The sequence below is a fragment of the Actinomycetota bacterium genome, from assembly GCA_004297305.1.
In the GTDB taxonomy this organism is placed as follows: domain Bacteria; phylum Actinomycetota; class Actinomycetes; order S36-B12; family FW305-bin1; genus FW305-bin1.
Window position 1 is genome coordinate 144,373 of the sequence record SCTR01000002.1, and the last position, 24,323, is coordinate 168,695.

22 protein-coding genes are annotated in these 24,323 nt (G+C 69.9%); 16 read left to right on the top strand and 6 right to left on the bottom strand.

Going from position 1 to position 24,323, the window contains the following annotated elements; genetic code table 11:
* Window positions 1-23 precede the first annotated feature (23 nt).
* The 3 genes from EPO13_01085 (at window position 24) to EPO13_01095 (ending at window position 2,586) form a co-directional block, all read left to right on the top strand.
* On the top strand, window positions 24-1,067 hold the full coding sequence (locus EPO13_01085) for an ABC transporter substrate-binding protein (GenBank protein ID TAK71118.1): 1,044 nt from the start codon (window positions 24-26) through the stop codon (window positions 1,065-1,067).
* Between the two features lie 180 nt (window positions 1,068-1,247).
* Window positions 1,248-1,613 (top strand): YggT family protein, encoded by a 366-nt coding sequence (locus EPO13_01090; protein ID TAK71119.1) that lies wholly within the window; start codon window positions 1,248-1,250, stop codon window positions 1,611-1,613.
* 85 nt (window positions 1,614-1,698) lie between these two features.
* Window positions 1,699-2,586 (top strand): DivIVA domain-containing protein, encoded by an 888-nt coding sequence (locus EPO13_01095; protein ID TAK71120.1) that lies wholly within the window; start codon window positions 1,699-1,701, stop codon window positions 2,584-2,586.
* Between the two features lie 110 nt (window positions 2,587-2,696).
* Here the strand turns inward: EPO13_01095 and EPO13_01100 are convergent, their stop codons facing one another.
* Complete coding sequence (locus EPO13_01100) at window positions 2,697-5,834, bottom strand: isoleucine--tRNA ligase (protein ID TAK71121.1); 3,138 nt, start codon at window positions 5,832-5,834, stop codon at window positions 2,697-2,699.
* Between the two features lie 259 nt (window positions 5,835-6,093).
* Between EPO13_01100 and EPO13_01105 the strand changes: the two genes are divergently transcribed.
* The 6 genes from EPO13_01105 to EPO13_01130 all read left to right on the top strand — a co-directional run bounded on the left by EPO13_01105 (window position 6,094) and on the right by EPO13_01130 (window position 14,090).
* Window positions 6,094-7,089, top strand: coding sequence for a TraR/DksA family transcriptional regulator (locus EPO13_01105; GenBank protein TAK71122.1), 996 nt, complete (start codon window positions 6,094-6,096; stop codon window positions 7,087-7,089).
* 84 nt (window positions 7,090-7,173) lie between these two features.
* Window positions 7,174-7,764, top strand: a complete 591-nt coding sequence (lspA, locus tag EPO13_01110; protein TAK71123.1) for a signal peptidase II — start codon at window positions 7,174-7,176, stop codon at window positions 7,762-7,764.
* The gene (locus EPO13_01115) at window positions 7,757-8,680 is read left to right on the top strand and encodes an RluA family pseudouridine synthase (GenBank protein ID TAK71124.1); all 924 of its coding nucleotides are present in this window, start codon (window positions 7,757-7,759) and stop codon (window positions 8,678-8,680) included. Before lspA ends, EPO13_01115 begins: the two co-directional genes overlap by 8 nt.
* A gap of 114 nt (window positions 8,681-8,794) precedes the next feature.
* A complete protein-coding gene (locus EPO13_01120) occupies window positions 8,795-9,667 on the top strand; it encodes an aldo/keto reductase (GenBank protein ID TAK71125.1) in 873 nt (290 codons plus the stop codon).
* 295 nt (window positions 9,668-9,962) lie between these two features.
* Window positions 9,963-13,457 carry a DNA polymerase III subunit alpha gene (locus EPO13_01125; GenBank protein TAK71200.1) on the top strand — a complete coding sequence of 1,165 codons (3,495 nt, stop codon included), beginning with the start codon at window positions 9,963-9,965 and terminating at the stop codon, window positions 13,455-13,457.
* Window positions 13,458-13,466: 9 nt separating this feature from the next.
* On the top strand, window positions 13,467-14,090 hold the full coding sequence (locus EPO13_01130; protein TAK71126.1) for a hypothetical protein: 624 nt from the start codon (window positions 13,467-13,469) through the stop codon (window positions 14,088-14,090).
* 38 nt (window positions 14,091-14,128) lie between these two features.
* On the opposite strand, the gene EPO13_01135 is transcribed toward EPO13_01130, so the two are convergent.
* The 4 genes from EPO13_01135 to EPO13_01150 all read right to left on the bottom strand — a co-directional run bounded on the left by EPO13_01135 (window position 14,129) and on the right by EPO13_01150 (window position 17,696).
* Entirely contained in the window at window positions 14,129-14,887 is a 759-nt protein-coding gene (locus tag EPO13_01135) for a hypothetical protein (protein TAK71127.1), read from the bottom strand.
* Window positions 14,884-15,984, bottom strand: coding sequence for an AAA family ATPase (locus EPO13_01140; protein TAK71128.1), 1,101 nt, complete (start codon window positions 15,982-15,984; stop codon window positions 14,884-14,886). Before EPO13_01140 ends, EPO13_01135 begins: the two co-directional genes overlap by 4 nt.
* A complete protein-coding gene (locus tag EPO13_01145) occupies window positions 15,981-16,616 on the bottom strand; it encodes a hypothetical protein (GenBank protein ID TAK71129.1) in 636 nt (211 codons plus the stop codon). Before EPO13_01145 ends, EPO13_01140 begins: the two co-directional genes overlap by 4 nt.
* Window positions 16,617-17,012: 396 nt before the next feature.
* Window positions 17,013-17,696, bottom strand: coding sequence for a peptidase S16 (locus EPO13_01150; protein ID TAK71130.1), 684 nt, complete (start codon window positions 17,694-17,696; stop codon window positions 17,013-17,015).
* 84 nt (window positions 17,697-17,780) lie between these two features.
* Between EPO13_01150 and hisD the strand changes: the two genes are divergently transcribed.
* The 6 genes from hisD (at window position 17,781) to hisF (ending at window position 23,102) form a co-directional block, all read left to right on the top strand.
* The gene (gene hisD, locus EPO13_01155; protein TAK71131.1) at window positions 17,781-19,106 is read left to right on the top strand and encodes a histidinol dehydrogenase; all 1,326 of its coding nucleotides are present in this window, start codon (window positions 17,781-17,783) and stop codon (window positions 19,104-19,106) included.
* Window positions 19,103-20,191: a histidinol-phosphate transaminase gene (locus tag EPO13_01160; GenBank protein TAK71132.1), complete on the top strand. Its 1,089-nt coding sequence runs from the start codon at window positions 19,103-19,105 to the stop codon at window positions 20,189-20,191. Before hisD ends, EPO13_01160 begins: the two co-directional genes overlap by 4 nt.
* Window positions 20,188-20,775 (top strand): imidazoleglycerol-phosphate dehydratase HisB, encoded by a 588-nt coding sequence (gene hisB, locus EPO13_01165; protein ID TAK71133.1) that lies wholly within the window; start codon window positions 20,188-20,190, stop codon window positions 20,773-20,775. The genes EPO13_01160 and hisB overlap by 4 nt, the downstream gene beginning before the upstream one ends.
* 151 nt (window positions 20,776-20,926) lie before the next feature.
* The gene (gene hisH, locus EPO13_01170; GenBank protein TAK71134.1) at window positions 20,927-21,580 is read left to right on the top strand and encodes an imidazole glycerol phosphate synthase subunit HisH; all 654 of its coding nucleotides are present in this window, start codon (window positions 20,927-20,929) and stop codon (window positions 21,578-21,580) included.
* 11 nt (window positions 21,581-21,591) lie between these two features.
* On the top strand, window positions 21,592-22,335 hold the full coding sequence (gene priA / locus EPO13_01175) for a bifunctional 1-(5-phosphoribosyl)-5-((5-phosphoribosylamino)methylideneamino)imidazole-4-carboxamide isomerase/phosphoribosylanthranilate isomerase PriA (GenBank protein TAK71135.1): 744 nt from the start codon (window positions 21,592-21,594) through the stop codon (window positions 22,333-22,335).
* Window positions 22,332-23,102, top strand: coding sequence for an imidazole glycerol phosphate synthase subunit HisF (hisF, locus tag EPO13_01180; GenBank protein TAK71136.1), 771 nt, complete (start codon window positions 22,332-22,334; stop codon window positions 23,100-23,102). The genes priA and hisF overlap by 4 nt, the downstream gene beginning before the upstream one ends.
* A 25-nt stretch (window positions 23,103-23,127) precedes the next feature.
* Here hisF and EPO13_01185 read toward each other — a convergent pair whose 3' ends face one another.
* On the bottom strand, window positions 23,128-23,772 hold the full coding sequence (locus EPO13_01185; protein ID TAK71137.1) for a TIGR03085 family protein: 645 nt from the start codon (window positions 23,770-23,772) through the stop codon (window positions 23,128-23,130).
* Window positions 23,773-23,910: 138 nt separating this feature from the next.
* Here EPO13_01185 and hisI point away from each other — a divergent pair, with 138 nt between their 5' ends.
* A complete protein-coding gene (hisI, locus tag EPO13_01190; GenBank protein TAK71138.1) occupies window positions 23,911-24,321 on the top strand; it encodes a phosphoribosyl-AMP cyclohydrolase in 411 nt (136 codons plus the stop codon).
* Window positions 24,322-24,323 lie beyond the last annotated feature (2 nt).

Genomic DNA, 24,323 nt, shown 5'->3' on the forward strand with positions numbered 1-24,323 from the left:
GGCGTCGGTCGAGGGAGTTGTTCATGGGCAGGATGGCCTTGCGTCGGTCACTGGTGCTTGCTGCGGCGGGCTCTCTGGTGATGGTGCCCGCACTGGCGGCATGTGGCGGCGGCTCGTCGTCGAGTAGCTCCGCCGCCCCGCCGGAGAAGCTGACTGTGGCCCTCGGCGCGGTAGCGGTCACGCTCTCGCCGGTGTGGCTCGCTCAGCAGCTCGGGTACTTCAAGGACGCCGGGGTCGACGTCACGATCAGCAACGCCGGGGGACAGGTCGCCACTTCGGTGGCCTCCGGGCAGGCCGACGTGGCGATGCTGGGACTGCCGGGCGCGCTGGCCGTGGCCAACCAGGGCCGGGCTACCTCGGTCATCGGCTGGGTGCTGGGCAAGCGCGGATCGGGCTTCACGGTCGGACGTCCCGGGATCAACTCGATCACCGACTGCAAGACCCTCGCGACGCTGCCACCGGGGACGTCGATCTACGCGTGGGGCGAGATCTACAAGTCGGCCTTCGGTGCGACCTACCAGCACGTCACCTTCGGCGACCCGCCGACGGTGGTCGCGAACGTGGTGTCCGGCAACGTCGACTGCGCGTTGACGTCGTACGACCAGTTCTATGCGGGCATCAAGGCCGGCAAGCTTCACCTCATCGTCGATCCCCGCGACGAAGCGTCGTTGCCGGCGCAGATCCGCTCGACCGACTTCATGGACGCGAGCCTGTGGGGAGCCACGGACACCCTGAAGTCCAAGCGGGAGGCCGTCACGCGCTTCATGGTCGGCTTCAAGCGGGCGCTGGCCTACATCAAGTCCGCGACGCCGGAGCAGATCGCCGACACCCTGCTGCAGAACAACGACTGGAAGACCTTCCCCCGCGAGGACCTGGTCGCCCTGGCCGCAGCCAACAAGCCGCTCCTCGGCGGCCCCGAGGCCGGCTACATCAGCGAGAAGAACTGGCAGGGGGCGCTCCAGGTGGCGAAGCTCGGCGGCCTGGCCTACGTCGATCCTGCCTCGCCGAAGTGGTCCTACCAGACCCTCGTCGACATGTCGTACTTCGACGCAGCCAAGACGAGCTGACCGCGGTAGAGACCAGCTGAGCATCGCGTGCGGCCCTCGTGCCGCGATGGGTGGTCGGACCGAGCCGCGGTGGTGGGCCCCGTCGCGCGCACCGGGTCGAGCTGCCGGGGCTGAGCGGTTCCACCGCGTCCGTCGGTAGCCGGCCGTCGCGGTGGGTACAGTGACCGCGGCGGAGCGCGCATGCCCGTCGCCGGCAGGGTTGGCCCCGGGTACGACGGGCCCACCGTCTGGAGGCCACCATCGGGCAGGAGGACCAGGACTGTGACGGGCGTCGGTCAGGTGCTCGCCACCGTTCTGTGGCTCTACTTCATCATCCTCATCGCCCGGATCGTCTTCGACCTGGTCCAGGCCTTCGCGCGCTCGTGGGAGCCGCGCGGCCCGCTGCTGTTGCTCGTCGAGATCGTCTACACCGTGACCGACCCGCCGCTGCGAGCATTGCGCCGTGTCATCCCTCCGCTACGGCTCGGGGCCGTCATGCTGGACCTGTCCTTCCTCGTCCTCGTCATCGGGATCCAGTTCCTGATCCCGCTGGCCCTGCGCCTGTAGTCCCGCCCCCGGTCCCGTCCGTGCCGCCCCCAGCCGAACGACGACTCCCGACCATGACGACACCCGACCCCTCGCGAGGTGCCCGATGCCGCTGACGCCCGAAGACGTCCGTACCAAGCAGTTCTCCACAGTCCGCATGCGTACCGGCTACGACATGGACGAGGTCGACAAGTTCCTCGACGAGGTGGAACTGGAGCTGGCCCGGCTAGCTCGCGAGTCCGACGACCTCCGTGCACAGCTGGCAGCCGCGCCCGTTGGTGCCGGATCGACGACGGCGGGCTCTGCGGTACCCCCGCCGCCCGTTGCGGTGCCCGTGCCGCCGGCGCCTGCCGCACCGGCATCGGCTGCGTCGGCCTCGGCCAGCGGCGAGGCCGCGGCCCGGATCCTGGCGCTGGCGCAGAAGACGGCGGACGAGCACCTGTCGCAGGCGCAGGCCGAAGCCGAGACGCTGGTCTCGCAGGCTCGCGACCGCGCGACCGCGATGTCGCAGGAGGCCGAGACGCAGCGGACAGGTCTGCTGCGACGCGTCGACGAACTGCGGGCCTTCGAGCGGGAGTACCGCAGCCGGCTCCGTGCGTACTTCGAGACCCAGCTGCGCGAGCTGGACAGCCGGGGTCCGGAGGCCCCGGCGAGCCCGCCCGCCGACGTCGTGACCGCGACAGCACGACCGGCCGCCGCCACCTCCGGTGGCCCGGCCACCGACCGGCCGGCGGCCGCCGGCGACGAGGCGGCGGCAGACGCGGCAGGCAACGAGGACAGCGGGGAGGCCGGCGAGACCGCGCCGCGTCCGGCGCCGGGCTCTGACGGGGGCGCTGGCCAGGCTGCACCCCGCCCGGCACCACCGTTGGCGCCTCCGGTCGCGCCGCCGCCGGCCGCGCCTCGGTTGGCTGAGCCCCGGGTGCCTGAGCCGCAGGACGCTCCCCGCCCCGTGCTGCCGCCGTTCGGCCAGCAACCCTCGTCCGCTCAGGACTGAGCCGGCAGGCGCCCGGCCGGCAGGCTGGATCGCCGCGGCGGCCCCGCCATCGCGGACGCCCCGTCGTGGAAGTCGGTGCGGGCTGTCGCCGGCCCGCCGAGCGCCGTTGCTCAGGCCAGCGCGATCCAGAACCGCACGTCGAGCGCGGCGTCAGCGCCCGACGGCGGATCGGTGACGTCGGATCCGGTGACTTCGGCGTACGTCGTGGCGAGCACCTCACCGGCCACCGCGGCGCCGTGCTCGCGCAGCGCTGCGGCGGTATCTCCGGTCGCCTGCCACTGCAGCGCGATCCGGTCGCTGATCTGCAGGCCAGTCGCCTTCCGGGCATCCTGCACCAGCCGGACCACCTCGCGGGCGATCCCGGCCCGGCGCAACTGCGGGGTGATCGTGAGGTCCAGCGCGAGCGTTTCCCCTGCGTCGGCGGCGACCGACCAACCCGCTCGGGGCGATTCGGTGACCACGAGGTCGTCCGGTTCGAGGCTCACCACACCGAGCCCGGCGACGTCGAGGTCGGCCCGCCCGGCTTCCCGCAGTGCAGTGGTGACCGTCCGCGGGTCGGCCGCGGCCACAGCTGCGGCCACCGCCGGGGTCTGGGAGCCGAAACGCCTTCCCAGCGAACGGAAGTTGGCCTTGAGCGAGACGTCGACCAGATCGCCTTCGGCGCTCGACAGCGCGTCGATGCGCCGGCAGTTGAGTTCCTCGGCGACCTGGTCCCGCAGTTCGATGGGAAGGGAGTCCCAACCCGGCGCGGACACCAGCGCCCGGCCGAGCGGCTGCCGGGTCCGGACCGCTCCGGCGCCGCGGGCGGCGCGGCCCAGTTCGACCAGCCGTCGTACCAGGGCCATCTGCGCGGTCAGTTCGTCGTCGACCAGGTCGGGCCGCGGTTGCGGCCACGAGGCCAGGTGCACCGAGGCCGGGGCATCCGGATCCACCGGTAGGACGAGGTCCTGCCAGACGCGCTCGGTGATGAAGGGTGTGAAGGGGGCCATGAGCAGCGTCACGATCGTCAGGCACTCGTGCAGCGTCGCCAGGGCTGCGGGATCGCCGTCCCAGAACCGGCGGCGCGAGCGCCGCACGTACCAGTTCGACAGGTCGTCGACGTACGTCGTCAGCAGCCGGCCGGCCCGCTGCGTGTCGAACTCGGCCAGCGCGCGGTCGACCTCACCGGACAGCCGATGGGCTGCCGACAGCGCCCACCGGTCGAGCGCGGGACGCTCGGCGACCGGCACCGTCGGCGCCGCGGGGTCCCAGCCCGCGGTGCGCGCGTAGAGGCTCTGGAACGACACCGTGTTCCAGTACGTCAGCAGCACCCGGCGGACCACGTCCTGGATGGCGCTGTGGCCGATCCGCCTTGCCTGCCACGGTGAACCGCCGGCCAACATGAACCAGCGCAGGGCATCCGCGCCGTGTTCGTCCATCAGCGGGATCGGCTCCAGCACGTTGCCCAGGTGCTTGCTCATCTTGCGGCCGTCCTCGTCGAGGATGTGGCCCAGGCAGACGACGTCGCGGTACGGCGAGCGGTCGAAGACCAGGGTGCCGATCGCCATGAGCGTGTAGAACCAGCCGCGGGTCTGGTCGATCGCCTCGCAGATGAAATCCGCCGGATAGCCGGCTTCGAGCTCCTCGACGTTGTGGTGCGGATACCCCCACTGCGCGAAGGGCATCGCGCCGCTGTCGTACCAGCAGTCGATGACCTCGGGAACCCGGGTCGCCGGTTGCCCGCATTCGTCGCAACGGAAACTGATGTCGTCGACGAACGGCCGGTGCGGGTCGAGCGCCGACAGGTCCCGGCCGGCCCGGTTGCCCAGGTCGGCCAACGACCCGATGCAGGTCAGGTGGCCGGCCTCGCAGCGCCAGATGGGCAGCGGCGTACCCCAGTACCTGTTGCGCGACAACGCCCAGTCGACGTTGTTGCGCAACCAGTCGCCGTACCGGCCCCACTGGATCGTCTCGGGGTGCCAGGTGGTCCGGGAGTTCTCGCGCAGCAGGGCGTCCTTGATCGCCGTGGTGCGGATGTACCACGACGGCTGCGCGTAGTAGAGCAGCGGCGTGTGGCAGCGCCAGCAGTGCGGGTACTGGTGCTCGTACGGCAGGTGGGCGAACAGCAGCCCCCGGGCGTCAAGGTCGGCGACCAGACGCTCGTCCGCCTTCTTGAAGAACGCACCGCCCACCAGGGCCAGCTGTGGTTCGAACGTGCCGTCGGGGCGCAGCGGATTGATCACCGGCAGGCCGTAGGCACGGCAGACGGCGAGGTCGTCCGCGCCGAACGCGGGCGCCTGGTGCACCAGACCGGTGCCGTCGTCGGTGGTGACGTACTCGCCCAGCACGACGAAATGCGCGTCGGGGATGTCGACCAGATCGAACGGCCGCGAGTAGGGGGTGCGTTCCAGGTCGCTCCCGGACATCCGGCGCAGCACGGTGTAGTCGTCCCCGACGACGTCGGGCGCCAGGTCCTCGGCGACGACCAGCAGTTCGCCGGCCGCGGTGCGGACCACGACGTAGCCGGCCGTGGGCTTGACCGCGACCGCGGTATTGGACACCAACGTCCAGGGGGTCGTGGTCCAGACCAGCAGCGCGACGCCGGGAAACTCCGCCGCAAGAGAGCCACCGACGACCGGGAACCGGACGAATACCGACGGGTCCACCACCGTCTCGTAGCCCTGGGCCAGTTCGTGGTCGGACAACCCGGTGCCGCAGCGGGGGCAGTACGGCGACACCCGGTGGTCGGACACCAGCAGACCGGCGTCGAAGATCACCTTGAGCGACCACCACACCGATTCGACGTACGACGGGCTCATGGTCCAGTAGGCCTCGTCGAGGTCGACCCAGTAGCCCATCCGCTCGGTCATCGCCGCGAACTCGTCGACGTGCCGCAGCACGGACTCCCGGCAGCGGGCGTTGAACGCCTCGACGCCGTACGCCTCGATGTCGCCCTTGCCGGTGAAGCCGAGTTCCTTCTCCACCGCGAGCTCGACCGGCAGCCCGTGGCAGTCCCAGCCGGCCCGGCGCGGGACGTGGTAGCCCTTCATGGTCCGGTAGCGGGGGAAGACGTCCTTGAATGCCCGGGCCTCGACGTGATGCGTGCCCGGAGTTCCGTTGGCCGTCGGAGGCCCCTCGTAGAACACCCACCGTGGCCGATCGGCCGACGCCTCAAGGCTGCGCTCGAAGATCTTCTCGGCGGCCCAGAACGCCAGGACCTCGCGTTCCAGCACGGGCAGATCGACTCCGGCGGGGACCGGGCGGTACATCGGTCCCTCCGTCCGTTGCGGGCCGTGGTGTCCGGGCCTCGGTGTCCAGGCCGCGGTCTCCAGACCGTGGTGTGGGGTGCCAGGGGCGACGCCGCGGGTGGTGTCGCGGCGTCAGTGTGTGGCGGCCGCGTCGGTGGAGCGCGGCCCCGCGAGGATACCGTCGGCGCGAGACAGGCGGCGTGCCCGGTTGATCGCTTCCGGCTGGGTCCCTATCCTCCGTCGCACCGACGGGGGCGCAGCGGCGCCGGAGCGGAGCGGCATGGCAGCCACCCAGGGTCGTCGACCTGCCGCCGTCTCGGCCGAGCAGGCCGAGTCGGCTGTGCCGGAGGCGCGTCGGGCCCGGACCTCCACAGCGGCGCGGGCGACCGCGAAGGCAACGCCGGCCAAGTCGGCGCCAGCCAAGTCGGCACCAGCCAAGTCGGAGCGGCCGAAGTCGGACGGTACGTCGTCGGCGAAGAAGGCCCCGGGCGGCGTTCCGGCGAAGAAGGCAGCGTCGACGTCGACCAAGAAGACGCCGACGACGAAGAAGTCGACACCCGCGAAGAAGTCGGTGGCAGCGCCGGCGCCGGCGAAGAAGGCCCCTGTGACGAAGACCCCCGCCGCGAAACCGACCGCGCCGAGGGCTGCTTCCCAGGCCACAGCACGTAAGGCGGCCGCGCCCAAGGCTGCTGCCGAGTCCGCGGGACAGGCGGCCGCGCCGACCAACGGGACCAAGACGCCGGCGACCAAGGCCGCCGCAACCAAGACCGCCGCGACCAAGACCGCCGCCACCAAGACGCCGGCCGCCCGAACCGTCCGGGACACCGCCTCCGCCGGCAGCACGGAACCGGGAACCTCTGGCGGACATGACGTCCCGTCGCCAGCCGGTCCTGCCGTCCTCCCCGGCGAAGCGCCCTGGACCGATGCCGAACTGGCCGATCTCAGGTCGGCGCTGTCGGTCGACCTCCACCGGCTACGCGAGGAGGTCCGGATCGCCGAGGCCGACATCGCCGACCTCATCCGGGACTCCGGCGAGGGTGCTGGCGACGATCAGGCGGACGCCGGGACCAAGACCTTCGAGCGCGAGCACGAGATGTCGTTGGCCAACTACGCCAGAGACATGGTCGATCAGGTCCTGCATGCGATCAGTCGGCTCGACGACGGCACGTTCGGTAGCTGCGAATCGTGCGGCAACCCGATCGGCAAGGCGCGGCTGCAGGCGTTCCCGCGCGCCAGCCTGTGCCTGTCGTGCAAGCAGCGCGAGGAGCGTCGGTGACTCCGGCGGCGTTCGTGTCGCGCTGATCCCCGACGATCGCTCGCCCGGCCGGGGCACCGTCGCGCTGCCGTAGGCTCGCGTGCCGTGAGCCGAGCCGCTGCTGTCGATGCCGATCAGCGGCGCCGGCTCCTCGTGATCCTGGGTTCGGTCGTCGCGGGCGTGGTCGTCATCGATCAGGTGACGAAGGCGCTGGCCGTCGCCTACCTGCGCCCTCGTATCGAAGCCGGCGAAGGTCCGCTGGACCTCATCGGACCTATTCTCAAGCTCACCTATACGTTGAACTCCGGTGCCGCCTTCAGCATCGGGACCGGCTTCACGTGGATCTTCACCGCGATCGCCGTCGTCGTGGTCATCGTCATCGCCCGGACCGCGCGCCGGCTGGGCAGTCTGTGGTGGGCCATCGCCCTGGGGGGTCTGTTGGGCGGTGCCATCGGCAACCTGCTCGACCGCGCGTTCCGGTATCCCGGCCCGGGCCGCGGCTACGTCGTGGATTTCCTCGAACTGCCTCGGTGGCCGATCTTCAACGTCGCCGACATGGCCGTGGTGGGCTCGGCGATCCTCATGGTGATCCTGTCGCTGACCGGTGTGGAACTCGGCGGCCGACGGGCGGACGACGCGCCGCCGGACGCCGACGATGCCGATGCGCTGCCTCGGCCCCCGGCGACCGATGCCTGAGCAGCGCGCGCTCGCGGTTCCCGACGGGCTGGACGGCGAGCGGCTCGATGCCGCGCTGTCCCGGCTGTTCGGGCTCTCCCGTACCCGTGCCGCCGACCTCGTCGAGGCAGGACGGGTCAGGCTCGGCGGCCAGCAGTGTGCGAAGAGCACGCGGGTGCAGGCCGGCGACTGGCTGGAGGTCGAGCTGCCCGACCCCGCCGTCGCGGCAGCGCCGGTCAACGAACCGGTCCCGGGCATGCGGGTGGTGTACGACGACGACGACCTGGTGGTCGTCGACAAGCCCGTCGGAGTTGCGGCCCATCCCAGTCCGGGCTGGCACGGACCGACCGTCGTGGGTGGCTTGGCAGCGGCGGGGTTCCGGGTATCGACGTCGGGGGCCGCCGAGCGCCAGGGGATCGTGCACCGGCTGGACGTGGGCACCAGCGGGCTGATGGTGGTGGCCAAGAGCGAAACCGCCTACAGCTCACTCAAACAGCAGTTTCGCGATCGGACGGTCGAGAAGATCTACCACGCTCTGGTGCAGGGACACCCGGACCCGCTGCGCGGCACGGTCGACGCCCCCATCGACCGGCATCCGCGCGACGACTGGAAATGGGCCGTGGTCTCCGGAGGCAAGCCGTCTGTCACGCACTACGACACGCTGGAGGCTTTTCCCCACGCGAGCCTGCTGCAGGTCCGGCTGGAGACCGGTCGGACTCACCAGATCCGGGTGCACATGGCGGCACTACGACACCCCTGCGCCGGCGACGTGATGTACGGCGCGGATCCGGTGCTCGCGGCTCGGCTGGGCCTCACCCGGCAGTGGCTGCACGCGACGCAACTGCAGTTCGAACACCCCAGCAGTGGGGCGCGGCTGAGCCTGTCCGCGCCGTACCCAGACGACCTCCGTATCGCCCTCGACCGCATCTCGTCCTGACGGAACACTTGAACGAGCAGACCCTGATCGACCCAACTCCGGGCCCCGCCGCCGACCGGCCAGGCGATCCGCACGGCGACGCGTCCGGACCGGATCGGCCACCAGGAGGCACTGATGTCCAGCAGCACGGACGACGCCGCTGTGGCGGCCGCCGGGACCGTGAGGATCGGCTCGAGCGTGACGGTCAACCGGCTCGGCTTCGGCGCGATGAATCTGACCGGGCCGGGCGTGTGGGGTCCTCCTGAGGACCGGCAGGCGGCTATCGATCTGGTGCGTCGCGCGGTCGACCTCGGCGTGAACTTCATCGACACCGCGGACGCCTACGGCCCGTTCGTCAGCGAGGAGATCCTCTGCGAGGCGTTGCATCCGTACGGCGGCGTCCTCGTGGCGACCAAGGGTGGGCTGACCCGCCCGGGCCCGGGGCGCGCCCTTCCGGTCGGCCGGCCCGAGTACCTGCGGCAATGCGTGGAGATGTCGTTGCGGCGACTGCGGGTGGAGCGGATCGAGCTCTACCAACTCCATCGGATCGATCCACTTGTGCCCGTCGCCGATCAGATCGGTGAGCTTGCGCAACTGCAGGCCGAGGGCAAGATCGGCCAGCTGGGCCTGTCGGCGGTCACGGTCGAGGAACTGCAGCACGTGCAGACCATGGCGGACATCGTGAGCGTGCAGAACCGCCACAACGTCGTCGACCGGGGCAGCCAGGCGCTGCTCGACCACTGCACCGCGACCGGCATCGCCTTCATCTCCTACTCGCCGATGGCGATCGGCCGCCTGGCCGAATCGGAGGGGCCGCTGCAAGCAACCGCGCTCCGGCTGGGTGTCACGCCGTCGCAGGTGGCGTTGGCGTGGCTGTTGCGGCAGTCGCCGGTCGTCGTGCCGATCCCCGGGACCAGATCGGTCACCCACCTCGAGGAGAACTGCCGGGCTGCGGCCATCGAGCTCGACGAGGAGGCCAACGCGGCGCTGAGCGCACTGGCCGGCTGAGCGGCGGTTCGCCCGGCTCGGCCGGCCCCGGGCGTTGCGTGGGCGGGACCGCGGCGACCCTCTCGGCTCGGCCGGGCAGCCGTCGAGAGTCTTCCGGTTCCTGTCGGTGCTGGCGACTAGGCTCGCCACGGCCCCGGACGTCGTCCTTCCCCGGCGGACGGGTCGCGGCGCCGTGAGGTGCCGGCGACGGTGATGGTGATGTGGTGCGGGCCCGGCTGCGGTCGGGCGGGAGGGAGTCGGTGCAGTGAGCGCAGACCCGTCCTTCGCGCATCTCCACGTGCACACCGAGTACTCGATGCTCGACGGCGCCGCCCGGGTCAAGGACCTGACCGCCGAGGCGGCGCGCATGGGCATGCCGGCGCTGGCGATGACCGACCACGGCAACCTGTTCGGCGCCTACGACTTCTACAAGGCGGCCAAGGCCAACGGCATCAACCCGATCATCGGGCTCGAGGGCTACTACGTCCCCATCGGCACCCGGCACGATCGCAGCCCGTTCTCGTTCGGCGGCGACGTCGTGCAGGACGTCGGCGACGAGGGGACGGGCAAGGGCAAGGTCAACTACACCCACATGACCCTGCTGGCCGAGACGACAGCGGGCATGCACAACCTGTTCCGCATCGCCTCGTTGGCCAGCCTCGAGGGGCAGTACCGCAAGTACCCGCGGTTGGACCGAGAGTTGCTGGAGACGTACGGCGAAGGGCTGATCGCCACGACCGGCTGTCCGTCCGGCGAAGTGAACCGCTGGCTGCAGGCGGGGCAGTACGACAAGGCGCTGGCAGCGGCGGCGGACTACCGCGACATCCTCGGGGCGGGCAACTTCTTCTGCGAGGTCATGGATCACGGCCTGCAGATCGAGAGCCGCCACCGCCAGGACCTGATGCGGATCGCCCGGTCCCTGCAGCTGCCGCTGCTGGCAACCAACGACCTGCACTACACCTACGCCGAGGACGCCGACGCGCACGATGCGCTGCTGTGCGTCCAGACCGGCAAGAACCTGTCCGACCCCGGCCGTTTCCGGTTCGACGCCCGCGACTTCTACCTCAAGTCGCCGGCGGAGATGCGCTCGGTGTGGGCGGAGTTGCCCGAGGCCTGCGACAACACGTTGCTGATCGCCGAGCGCTGCCACGTCGAGTTCGCCGAGGGCCGCAACCTCATGCCCCGGTTCAGCGTTCCTGCGGGCGAAACCGAGGAATCGTGGCTGGTCAAGGAAGTCGAACGTGGCCTGCAGGAACGGTTCCCGCTCGGGGTGTCCGACGAGCATCGTCAGCAGGCCGAGTACGAGGTATCGGTCGTCATCCAGATGGGTTTCCCCGGGTACTTTCTGGTGGTGGCCGACCTCGTCCGCTATGCCAAGGCCGAGGGAATCCGGGTCGGCCCGGGCCGTGGTTCTGCCGCGGGTTCGCTGCTGGCATACGCCTTGGGGATCACTGAACTCGATCCGATCAAACACGGGTTGCTGTTCGAGCGCTTCCTCAACCCCGAGCGGATCTCCATGCCGGACATCGACATGGACTTCGACGAGCGCCGTCGCGGCGACATGATCCGATATGCCACGCAGAAGTACGGCGAGGAACGGGTGGCGCAGATCGTCACGTACTCGACGATCAAGGCGAAGGCGGCGATCAAGGATTCGGCCCGCGTCCTGGGTCACGCGTTCTCGTTGGGGGAGCGCATCACCAAGGCGATGCCGCCGGCGATCATGGGCAAGGACGTGCCGTTGCGCGGCCTCTTCGACCCGGCCCACGATCGGTACCACGAGGCCAAGGACTTCCGGGCGCTGTACGACTCCGACGAGCAGGTCAAGGAGGTCGTCGACCTGGCCCGCGGTCTGGAAGGCATGCGCCGGCAGTGGGGAGTGCACGCCGCCGGAGTGATCCTGTCGGCCGAGCCGTTGATCGACGTCATCCCGATCATGCGGCGCGAACAGGACGGCGCGATCATCACCCAGCTCGACATGGGGGCCTGCGAGGCGCTCGGCCTGCTGAAGATGGACTTCCTGGGCCTGCGCAACCTGACCGTGCTCGACGACTGCCTCCGGCACATCGAGGCCAATCGCGGCCAGCGGCTCGTGCTGGAAGAACTCGAGTTGTCCGACGGTCCGACCTTCGAGCTGTTGTCCAGGGGCGACACCCTCGGGGTCTTCCAGCTCGACGGCGTGCAGATGCGGTCGTTGCTGCGGCAGATGGCACCGGACAGTTTCGAGGACATCTCTGCGGTCATCGCGCTCTACCGTCCGGGACCGATGGGGGTCAACGCCCACACCGACTACGCCGATCGCAAGAACGGCCGGCAACCGATCGTTCCGATGCATCCGGAGCTGGCCGAGCCGCTGCACGACATCCTCAGCGACACCTACGGTCTGATCGTCTATCAGGAACAGGTCATGGCGATCGCGCAGAAGGTCGCCGGTTACTCGCTGGGCAGCGCGGACCTGCTGCGCCGCGCCATGGGCAAGAAGAAAAAGGAGATCCTCGACAAGGAGTTCGTGCCGTTCTCGGGGGGGATGAAAGCGGCTGGCTACAGTCCCGAGGCGATAGAGACTCTCTGGACCACGCTCAAACCGTTCGCTGAGTACGCGTTCAACCGGGCGCACAGCGCCGGATACGGCCTGGTGTCGTTCTGGACGGCGTACCTGAAGGCGAACTACCCCACCGAGTACATGGCTGCCCTGCTGACCAGCGTCAAGGACGACAAGGACAAGTCGGCGGTCTATCTCAACGAGTGCCGCCGGATGGGGATCAAGGTCCTGCCGCCGGACGTCAACGACTCGGACTCGGACTTCACCCCGCGCGGCAGTGACATCCGGTTCGGGCTGTCGGCTATCCGCAACGTCGGTACCGGTGTGGTCGAGGGCATCGTGGCGGCCCGCCAGTCGAAGGGACGTTTCGGCGGGTTCGTCGACTTCCTGCGCAAGGTGCCGATCTCGGTGTGCAACAAGCGCGTCGTGGAGTCGCTGATCAAGGCCGGCGCGTTCGACTCGCTGGGGGAGCCGCGCAAGGGCCTGTTGGCCGTCCACGAGCCGGCCATCGACGACATCATCGACATCAAGCGCAACGAGGCGATGGGACAGGATTCGCTGTTCGGCGCGCTCGACGACTCCGCCGGCGACCTGACCCTGTCGATCGCCATCTCGCCGGGGGAGTGGGAGAAGCCGACGCTGCTGGCCTACGAGCGGGAAATGCTCGGGCTGTATGTGTCCGACCACCCGCTGCACGGACTCGAGCGGGTGCTGGCGGCGGCGACCGACTGCACCATCGCGGCGTTGCTGGCCGAGGAACGCGCTCCGCGCGGCGACCGGCAGTTCGTGACGATCGGCGGCCTCATCACCGCTGTGGTGCGCAAGACGACGAAACAGGGTTCGACGTACGCGGTGGTGACGCTGGAGGACCTCGAAGGGTCGATCGAGGTGGTGGTCTGGCCGCCGACGTACCAACTGGTGGGGACCACGCTGGCGACTGACACCGTGATCTTGGTACGCGGCGAAGTCGACCGGCGCGACGACGGCGCGGTCACCCTGAAGACGCAGGAGATCACCATCCCCGAACTGGCCGAGGCCGGCGGCGGCCCGGTGACGTTGACCCTGGCGAGCACCCGCTGCACACTGCCGGTCGTCGAGCGCCTCAAGGAGATCCTCGCCACCCATCCCGGGACCACCGAGGTGCATCTGCTGCTGCAGAACGGTCCGCGGACGACCGTGCTTCGCCTCGACGACCGGCTACGAGTGACGCCCACGCCGGCCCTGTACGGGGATCTCAAGGCGTTGCTCGGCCCGGCGTGCCTGAGTTGAGCGCGTTCCGTGGCTGCTGAGCCGGACCCCGCAGCGACTCACCCGCCCGGAGCGGACGACGACCGGCCGCCGGAGGGCGACGCCGCCATAGCCGGTGGCGAGACCGTCGACGTACGGCCCCGAGAGGTGATCGTCGATCGCGCCGACCTGCGCGGCGGCGCCCTGACCGTACTCGGTTGCCTGCTGCTGGGTGTCGTTGTGGCGTTGCTGTGGTGGTGGCGCGCGCCGCGAGAGATGGTCGTCGTCGTGTCCGGCGGCGCCGATCCGGTCGATGCGCAGCCCGGTGCCTTCTTCGCCGCCGACCTGTGGTTCCTCGGCATCGGAGCGGCGGCCGGTGTGCTGGTCGGCGTCATCGGCCTCCGGCTGGCCGGGACCGCACGGATCGGCCTGCTGGTCGGTGGAGCGATCGGCGGCGTCGTCGGTTCGATCCTGGCCACGTGGCTGGGCGAGCGTTGGGGCGCAGTCGATCTCGCCGGTCTGGGGCAGGGGACCGTGCTCGACGCGGGACTACGGGTACGGGCCACCGGGGTACTGCTGGCGTGGCCGATCGTCACGGTCGCCTTCGTCGGTCTGGTCACCCTGGCCGAGTGGTTCGTCGACCGCCAAGTTCCGGATCCTCTAGGAACGACATGACTTGATTCAGGTCGGTCGCTTGACTCGCAGCGTCTTCCTCAGTCGACGGCCATGGTCGGCGCCGACTGGCGTTCGGCTTCGACGGCGGTCCACATGGCGACATCGAGCAGTCGCAAGGCGGATACCTCGGCCAGGAGTCGGGAGGCTGTCGTGTTTGCGTTGCGCAGGGCATCGGCACGCAATTGCTCGAGTGCGTCGAGAGTGCCCTCGGTCTGGAGCCAGGCGCGGAGGTAGTGCCAGAAGGATCCGGCGACTCGAGCATCGGTATGGACGGGTCTTGCTGCGACGTCTGCGGCCAGGTGCAGCATGACGTACGAGTCCTGAATCGGTACCAGACTGGAACGCTTGTGGGCAAGCAGCTTGCTCGCAGTCGTGGGCCCGACACCAGGGAGGCCAACGAGCAGGTCCCATAGGCGCCACAGAGGCGAGTCACGACCGAGGGTCACGTCGGGGGCGTCAGATAGGGGGACGTTGGTCGGTACGTCTCTCAGCAACGACCTGATTTCGTGCTCTCGTGTTATCAGGATCTCGATGGCGGCGCGAGGAGGCACCGTAACGCTAAGCATGCTGGTGGCGACGATGTCCTCGCAGAGCAGTCTGTCAGGATCGAGGGTGCCCGTGTCGCGTCCGACAACCTCGAACATTCTGCCCGTGTAGGTGGCGAAGTACTGTCCGACGAGGCTGAATGTACGGTCATAGATTGGTGATCCTGGCCGTACGACGGCGTCTAAGAAGTCCCATCCGCTGGCCTTGCTCGCCATGTCGTCCTCCTCTGGCGTTTCCAGGTTGACATTCATAGGTAGTTTCCATGCGTCATCTGCGAGGTGGGCTTACTTACAAGTCGAGTAACAGCGCCGCTACGCTCGAACAACTCGGCGAGCGTCAGACCTCCTGCCGGAATCGCTGCCGTGGAGTTACCTAACCATCTCTGTGCCTCAACCTCGCTCAGAGCCTCGAACTCAAGATGCCCGAGATTTCGCCCGGGCCGCAGAAGCGCCGGATCGATACGTGACACCGGAGCATTGCTGGTCATAAGGATGAGTACCCGCTCGCCTTGGCCGAGCACGCCGTCGGCGACGTTCAACAGGCGGCTCATTCCAGCACCGGTGGCCTTTCGGTTGCTGGATGCGATGAAGTCGTCAGCGTCCTCGCAGACTATCGCGCGCCACGGTCGCGCGGCTGGCTCTTGCGTATCGGCGCTTTGGTAGTTGCCTCTTTGTGCCTCGTTGAGAAGGTCGAGGAGGTAGGACGGCTCAGCGAAGAGTCGTTCTGGGTCGATGATCACGTGGAATTGACACCATGATGCCCATTCGCGCATGAGCGCTCGTAAGGCTGTTGTTTTTCCGGTGCCCGGCGGGCCCGTCCAGATAAGCAGCTGACCCTGTCCGACTTTTCCGTCCAGTGCGACCAGCTGACTGAGCGCTGAACTGACCGCTGCCGCGTAATTCATCTCGATCTCCGCCCAGGCCGGTGTGGACAACCGCTTGACCTGTACTCGAGGATAACCGCGCGAAAGAGTCCAGAAGGTGACATCCACAACGCCGGGCAGGCGCGGTGCCTTAGCCAGTCGTTCGATACTTGTCAAGGCGGTTTCGACCAGGGCCCGTGTGGGTGCCGCCACGGTGACCTGTGCCGACGTCCTTGTCGCGCTAATATAGATCGTTGATTCGCCAGACTGTGCGACGGCTGTCGAGTATCCGACGGTGGAGAATTCGTGAATGACAGATCCGGCTAGTTCTGCGAGATCCGCTGCATCGACCTGCCCGGGGATTTGTAGAGAGCGGAGCACCGGCAGGTGTCCGGCAACGGCCCGGAAGACCCACGCGCTTATATTGGTCAACTCCGAGGCGGGATTGGCTGCCTGGTAGTCGAGTGAGGTCAGGTCCATGATCACCGCCGGCCCACCGTCGACATCCAAACAGCTATATCGAAGATCCGTAGTTGAGAGGGCACGAAGCCGCCGTCAGTTTCAGCGATGATTTGTTGTTGGAAACCGGTCAGTGCGCGGACATTTGCAGGGATCTGTAGGTCTGCGCGCATGGCGAACAACAGGTCAGGAAGGCGACCGGCGGCCCGCCGACCTGTGGCACCTGCGTACAGGTCCGAGGTCGCTCTGTCGTATGGAGGAATGAGGCGAGGACGGGCTCGATGCACGATCTTTGCCAGAAGCGTCGGCTCAAGATCGGTCCCAAGGAGCAGGTCGGATACATCTGTCAGTTGCTTGTTGGACGCGTCGCGAAGCGAGGTACTCGTCGGTATGGCGGCGAGGCGGGCCTCAACCAGATCGCGACATCGATCAAAATGCTCGAGATCGCGCCGCGTGAGTCGCGCCCCAAGGCTGCTCGCCGCCAGGAGGTCGTCGTCATCGACCCGTCCGTCCGACCGACGGCGGGAGGCGTCATACGTGCGGAACGCCCAAGTCTCCCGCGGCTCGGTTAGGCCCAGGTAGCGACGGACAAGCTGGCCTGCGTCTGGCAGCCCCGTGTTGGCCGCGCTCAACCCAGCGTCCCACAAAACGTTTTGCATGCTGCTTCCTCCTCTGGAGCGATCAGCGAGAGCAGAACCATAGCCCACGCGACCGACAGGCGACACGGCCTCTGGTAGGCGGGTTGATCATGGCGGTCGACGGACTCAATCTGCCGGTAGCTCTTGAGGTGCTAGGTGTGAGTGAAATGCGCGACACGAGTCGAACAGTTTCCTCCCGTGGCGCGTGCTGTTCCGGTGAGCTCTTCTGGGGTTGCGCGCTCTGTTGCCGTCACCGGACCGTAGCGGCGCCAGTCGCCACCGACCACTGATCCAACGTCGGCGCATCCGCAACACCGGGGGTTTGTCGGCCCCAGTTTGGGGAACGTCGGTCGTCGGTTCCGAAACGCCGATACGCCGGGACGCCGGTGCGTCCCAAAGCGGTTGCGGTGGCGGGGGTCAGTTCAGGGTGATCGGGGCGCGAGCGAGTTCCGGCGCCGGGAGCGACCGCACCGCGGCGATCAGGCCGGTCTCGCGGCGCAGCAGCCGCAACTCGGCACGCAGCCGGGCACTGGTGTCGGGACATTCCAGGAGTGCCTGGCGCTCGGTCAGATCCAGCACCATGGCCGCGCCGACCAGGTACGACACCAGCGTCGGCTCGGCCGGCAGGCCGGGCCCCTCGTCCTGCTCGCCGGTGTCACCGGCGCCCAGCACCGCGGCGCGGTAGTCGGAGAATCGCTGCGAGACCCAGGCGGCCAGCTCGTCGGCGCGGTCCCCGTCGGTCTCGTCGAGGAAACTCACGGTTCCCTGCAGGTACGGCCGGCCACTCTCGACGCTGTGCAGCCGGAATCGGGGACCGCCGTGGGCCATCAGGTCGAACCGGCCATCGGCATGCGGGTCCACGCGGTCGACCACGGCGACCGTGCCTACCTCGTACAGCGCCTTCGCCCCGTCCGGGCCGACCTCGCGACCCTCCCGGATCGCCACGACCCCGAACCGCTGCTGATCCTCCGGGCGGGCGAGCAGGTCGGCGACCAGCGTCCGGTACCGGGGTTCGAAGATGTGCAGCGGCAGGACCAGCCCAGGCACGAGCACGGTCCGCAGTGGGAACAGCGGAAGGACGACCTGCTCGTCGGGCGCCACCGCCTCAGCGTAGGGCGCCGCGCGGGCGGCCGGGCGCCCGAAGCGCGACCGCAGAGGGCTGCCGTGCCGCCGTAGGATCGCGGCGTGATCCGCCGCCTCGACCTGCGTGGCTCGACCGTCGACGCGCGCACCGTCCTGCCGCGATCCGCCCTGGACGTCGAGGCGGCGCTGCAGCAGGTGCGCCCCATCGTCGACGACGTCGCCGCGCGTGGCGAAGCCGCGGTGCTGGACTGGTCCGAACGGCTCGACGGTGTCCGGCCGCCGCAGCTGCGGGTCCCCGCCGCGGCGATCTCCGCCGCCGTCGACGGCCTCGACCCGGCGTTGTACGACGCGCTGACCGAGGCGATCCGGCGGGTCCGGCTGGTCAGTGAGGACCAGCGCCGTACCGAGACCACGACGACCGTGGTCGCCGGTGGCACGGTGACCGAACGCTGGTTGCCGGTGTCCCGGGTCGGTCTGTATGTCCCGGGCGGGCGGGCGGTCTACCCCAGCAGCGTGATCATGAACGTGGTGCCGGCGCAGATCGCGGGCGTCGGATCGCTCGCGGTCGCCAGCCCGCCGCAACGTGACTACGGCGGACTGCCGCACCCGACGATCCTCGCCGCCTGCGGCCTGCTCGGGATCGACGAGGTGTACGCCGTCGGCGGGGCGCAGGCGGTAGCCATGTTCGCGTACGGCGTGGAACTCGGCGACGGTCCGGCCTGCGAGCCGGTCGCGATGGTCACCGGCCCCGGCAACATCTGGGTCACCGCCGCCAAGCGATTGCTCAAGGGACGCATCGGGATCGACTCCGAGGCGGGGCCCACCGAGATCGTGATCCTCGCCGACGACAGTGCACGGCCGGATTTCGTTGCCGCGGACCTGATCAGCCAGGCCGAGCACGACGTCGTGGCGGCCTCGATCCTGGTGACCGATTCGGTCGAGCTGGCCGACGCGGTCGCCGCCGAACTCGCCGTCCAGGTGCCGGCCACCAAGCACGCCGAGCGGATCGCTACGGCGTTGGCCGGACCGCAGAGCGGCATCGTGCTGGTGGACGACCTGGCCGCCGGGCTGGCGGTCGTCGACGCTTACGCCGCAGAGCATCTCGAGGTGCACACCCGCGACGCCCGGCAGGTCGCGCTGCAGGTGCGCAACGCCGGGGCGATCTTCGTCGGGCCCTGGTCCCCGGTTTCCCTCGGCGACTACGCCGCCGGTTCCAATCACGTGCTGCCCACCGGGGGTTGCGCCTGTCACTCCTCGGGACTGTCGGTGCAGACGTTCCTGCGCGGCATCCACGTCGTCGACTACGACGTCGCGGCGCTGCGCGATATCGCCGCGACGGTGATCACCTTGGCGCAGGCCGAGGATCTGCCCGGCCACGGCGCCGCGGTCAGCGTGCGGCTGACCGACCGTCCCGACGGTGCTCGGTGACCACGCTCGGCGATCTCCCGCTGCGTGACGAACTGCGGGGACGCACGCCGTACGGCGCCCCCCAACTCGACGTCGCGGTGCGCCTCAACGTCAACGAGAATCCCTATCCGCCGTCAGAAGGCCTGGTCGCCGACGTCGCCGCAGCGGTGGCCGCCGCGACACGGGGCCTGAACCGCTACCCCGACCGCGATGCGATCGCCCTGCGCACGGACCTCGCGAGTTTCCTGGGCCGCGAGAGCGGCGTCGCAGTCCAGGCCGGTCAGTTGTGGGCGGCCAACGGCTCCAACGAGGTGATGCTGCACCTGCTGCAGGCGTTCGGCGGCCCGGGCCGGGTCGCGCTGGGCTTCACCCCGACGTACTCGATGTATCCGGACTACTGCCGGGACACGTTCACCGAGTACCGCACGGTGCCGCGCCGCGACGACTTCACCGTGGACCTCGATACGGCGCTCGCGGCGGTCGCCGAACACCGGCCGAGCGTGATCCTGCTGGCCTCGCCGAACAATCCGACCGGTACCGCGCTGCCACCCGACACGATCGTGGCGCTGCACGAGGCCAGTAGCGGGATCGTCGTGGTCGACGAGGCGTACGCCGAGTTCCGCCGTCCGGGTACGCCGAGCGCGCTGTCGTTGCTGGCCGGGCACCCGCGGCTGGTGGTGACCAGGACGATGAGCAAGGCCTTCGCGTTGGCCGGAGCCAGGGTCGGCTACCTCGCCGCGGCAGCGGCGGTGGTGGACGCGGTGCAGCTGGTCCGATTGCCCTACCACCTGTCGGCGGTGACCCAGGCCGTCGCCCGCACGGCGCTCGCCCACGCCGACGAGTTGCTCGCGCAGGTCGCCGCCCTCCGTACCGGTCGCGACGATCTCGTGGAGTGGTTGCGCGGCAAGGGGTACGAGGTTGCCGACTCGGACGCGAACTTCGTGTTGTTCGGGCCGTTCGCCGATCGGCACGCGGTGTGGCAGGGGTTGCTGGACCGCGGCGTGCTGGTCCGCGAGACCGGCCCGGCGGACCGGTTGCGGGTCACGGTCGGGACGCCCGAGGAGATGGCGGCCTTCCGGGTCGCGTTGGAGGAGAGCACGCGATGAGTCGCACGGCCACGGTGCACCGCACCACCAAGGAGAGCGACGTCCTGGTCGAACTGGACCTCGACGGGACCGGCACGGCCGACGTCGCCACCGGGGTGCCGTTCTACGACCACATGCTGGCCCAGCTGGGCAAGCACGGCGGCTTCGACCTGACGGTCCGGACCACCGGCGACCTCGAGATCGATGCTCACCACACCGTCGAGGACACCTCGCTCGCCTTCGGCGCCGCGCTGCGGGAAGCGTTGGGGGACAAGGTCGGTATCCGCCGGTTCGGTGACGCCCTGGTCCCGCTCGACGAGGCTCTCACGCAGGCCGCGGTGGACCTGTCCGGCCGGCCGTATGTGGTGCATACCGAGCCGGAACTGGTGGAACTCATCGGGTCCTACGACACCACGCTCACCCGCCATGTCTGGGAGTCCATCAGCGCGTCGGCGCAGATCGCGCTGCACGTGCGAGTGATCTCCGGCCGCAACGCCCACCACATCGTGGAGTCCCAGTTCAAGGCGGTGGCCCGGGCGATGCGTGACGCGGTCGCGCTGGACGCGCGCGTCGTGGGCGTGCCGTCGACCAAGGGCGCGCTGTAGCGGTGCCCGCGGTCCTGCTGCTGGCCCTCACGGCCTTCCTGGCCGGTGGGGTGTACAGCCTGGCTCGCCAGGGTCACCGTGGCGGCGCCGCCGTCGTCGGCGTCATGGCCGCCCTCAGCCTGCTCGGCGCCGGACTCTGGGCGTGGCAACCGTGAGCCGACCCCAGGTGGTCGTCCTCGACTACGGCTCGGGCAACCTGCGGTCCGCGCAGCGGGCGCTGGAACGCGCCGGTGCGCAGGTCAGCGTGACCGCCGACTTCGACGCGGCGATGGCCGCGGACGGCCTCGTAGTGCCGGGGGTCGGGGCGTACGAGGCGTGCATCCGCGGCATCCGGGCGGTTCGAGGCGACCAGGTGGTGGGTCGCCGGCTCGCCGGCGGCCGGCCGGTACTCGGGATCTGCGTCGGGATGCAGGTGTTGTTCGAACTCGGGGTGGAGCACGGCGTCCGGACCGAGGGACTCGGGGAGTGGCCCGGAGTCGTGGAACGACTGCACGCCCAGGTGTTGCCCCACATGGGGTGGAACACCGTGGAGGTGGCCGAGGGTTCGCAACTGTTCGCCGGCGTCGCGGCCGAGCGGTTCTATTTCGTGCACTCCTACGGCGTCCTGCGGTGGACCTTGGGCGATTCGGCTCCCGCCCTGTCGCCGGCCCGGGTGAGCTGGTCGCGGCACGACGAGCCGTTCGTCGCCGCGGTCGAGAACGGGCCGCTGTGGGCCACCCAGTTCCATCCCGAGAAGAGCGGTGACGCGGGAGCGGCCGTCCTGCGCAACTGGCTGGCAACCGTGCCGTCGGGCCCGGCTCGATAGGGTCGCCGACCATGGCCGACGTCCTGCAGTTGTTGCCCGCTGTCGATGTTGCCGATGGCACCGCCGTCCGGCTGGTGCAGGGCGAGGCCGGGTCGGAGACGTCGTACGGCGACCCCTGGCAGGCGGCCCTGGCCTGGCAGGAGGCCGGCGCCGAATGGATCCACCTGGTCGACCTCGACGCGGCGTTCGGGCGCGGCAGCAACCGTGCGCTGCTGGCGTCGGTGGTCGGCCGGCTGGACGTGGCCGTGGAGTTGTCCGGCGGCATCCGCGACGACGAGTCCCTTCGGTCCGCGCTGGCCACCGGATGCCGGCGGGTCAACATCGGCACCGCGGCGCTGGAGAACCCGCAGTGGTGCGCGGCGGCCATCGCCGAGTTCGGCGACCGGATCGCGGTGGGCCTCGACGTGCGGGGTACGACGCTGGCGGCGCGTGGCTGGACCCAGCAGGGCGGCGAGCTGTTCGACACCCTGGCCCGCCTCGATCGCGACGGTTGCGCCCGGTACGTCGTGACCGACGTGACCAAGGACGGCACGCTGGCCGGCCCCAACCTCGACCTGCTCCGCCAGGTGTGCGCGGCCACCGATCGACCGGTCGTCGCCAGCGGGGGAGTCTCCTCGTTGGCCGACCTGTCGGCCCTGGCCGGGCTGGTCGACCTCGGGGTGGAGGGGTGCATCGTCGGGAAGGCGTTGTATGCCAAGGCTTTCACATTGCAGGAGGCGCTCGCCGAGGTCGCCGGAGCGGCGTCGGTCCGGTGACCGTCGCGGTCCGGGTCATCCCGTGTCTCGACGTCGACGCCGGTCGAGTCGTCAAGGGCGTCAACTTCGTCGCGCTGCGGGACGCCGGCGATCCGGTGGAACTGGCCAAGGCGTACGACGCGGCCGGTGCCGACGAGTTGGTGTTCCTCGACATCACCGCGTCCAGCGGTGGCCGGCAGACCACGTACGACGTGGTGTCCCGCACCGCCGAGCAGGTGTTCATCCCGCTGACCGTGGGCGGCGGCGTGCGCACCGTCGACGATTTCGACCGACTGCTGCGGGCCGGCGCGGACAAGGTGGGAGTCAACACGGCCGCGTTGCAACGGCCGCAGTTGCTCACCGACGCGGCAGCGCGATTCGGCGCGCAGTGCGTGGTGCTGTCGATCGACGCCCGCCGCTGCGGGCCGCAGCACGTGACCGGCAGCGGTTTCGAGGTGACCACCCACGGCGGGCGGCGCGGCACCGGGGTGGACGCGGTGGACTGGGCGCGACGCGCCGCCCAACTCGGTGCCGGCGAGATCCTGCTGAACTCGATGGACGCCGACGGCACCCGGGACGGTTTCGACCTCCCCCTCATCGAGGCGGTGCGGGCCGTCGTGGACGTCCCGGTCATCGCCAGCGGGGGTGCCGGCGCCGTCGGCGACTTCCTGCCCGCGGTGCGAGCCGGCGCTGACGCGGTGCTGGCCGCGAGCGTCTTCCACTTCGGCGAACTCACGCTGGCGCAGGTGAAGGCGGCGCTGCGGTCGGGCGGCGTCGAGGTCCGCTGAGGCAGACCGGTCCGGTGAAGCGTCGTCAGTCCGGCGCGTCGGCGTACCGCCACGACCGGAATGCCGCAACCGCGTCGGGTTCGCCCAACACCTCGGCCTGGTTGCGGGAGCGGCCGTAGACGGCCAGCACGATCTCCGGTGAGGGGCCCCACAGCGTGACCGACGGATCACTGCCGTGGCCGCGCCGGGGCGCCCGGCCCGGATCCCGTTGCAGCCACACCCCGACCGGACAGCCGCGCAACGCCAGCCGCGCCGACCGCGTGACGGTGTGCCACAACGCGTCTGCCTCGGCCGCGGGCAGGCTGCGGGGCGTCCAGCCGGGCTGCGCCCGGCGCACATCCTCGTGATGGACGAACATCTCCACGGTGTTGGTTGCCGCGTCGATCGGCGCCAGCCGGACCGGTGACCACCAGGGCGGCCCGGACCGGACCCGGTCGAGCAGCTGCTGCCACGGCCACGTCGCGACGTCCTGTTGCACGCGCTGCGTCCAGCCGGCCAGGACAGGCACCACGATTCCGGGCATCGCGTCAGGCCGGGAATCGCGGATCACGGTGTGCGCGGCCAGATCCCGGGTGCTCCAGCCCGCGCATCGCGTCGGTGCCAGCGGACCGGCCGCGGCCAGCGCGTCCGCGTAGCCACGGCGTTCCGAGCGAGCCCAGCGTGCATCCATGGTCACGATCATGGGCGCCGCCCGCGATCCACGCAGCACGACCGGGCGCCGCGCCGACCAACCGGACGTGGCGACGCACCGGCCGGACGGCCAGAAGTCGGTGGCGGTGGGCCGCGACGGCACCGGCACAATGACCGCGTGACCGACGTAGCCGCGACGACGGGGCAGCCCGCACTCGACCCCGCTGTCGCGGCCCGGCTCAAGCGGGACGCGAACGGCCTGGTGGTCGCCGTAGCCCAGCAGTGGGACACCGGCGAGGTACTCATGGTCGCCTGGATGAACGACGAGGCGCTGCACCGCACCCTCACCAGCGGCCGGGCCACCTACTTCAGCCGGAGCCGGCAGCGGCTGTGGGTCAAGGGCGAGACGTCCGGTCATGTGCAGTCGGTGAAGGAGGTCCGGCTGGACTGCGACGGCGACACCGTGCTGCTCCAGGTCGATCAGGCCGGCGCCGCCTGCCACACCGGTGACCGCACCTGTTTCGACGCCGACGTGCTGCTGCGCGGGGCGATCGACCAGCACGACCTCGCCGCCGGAGGTCCCGCGTGAGC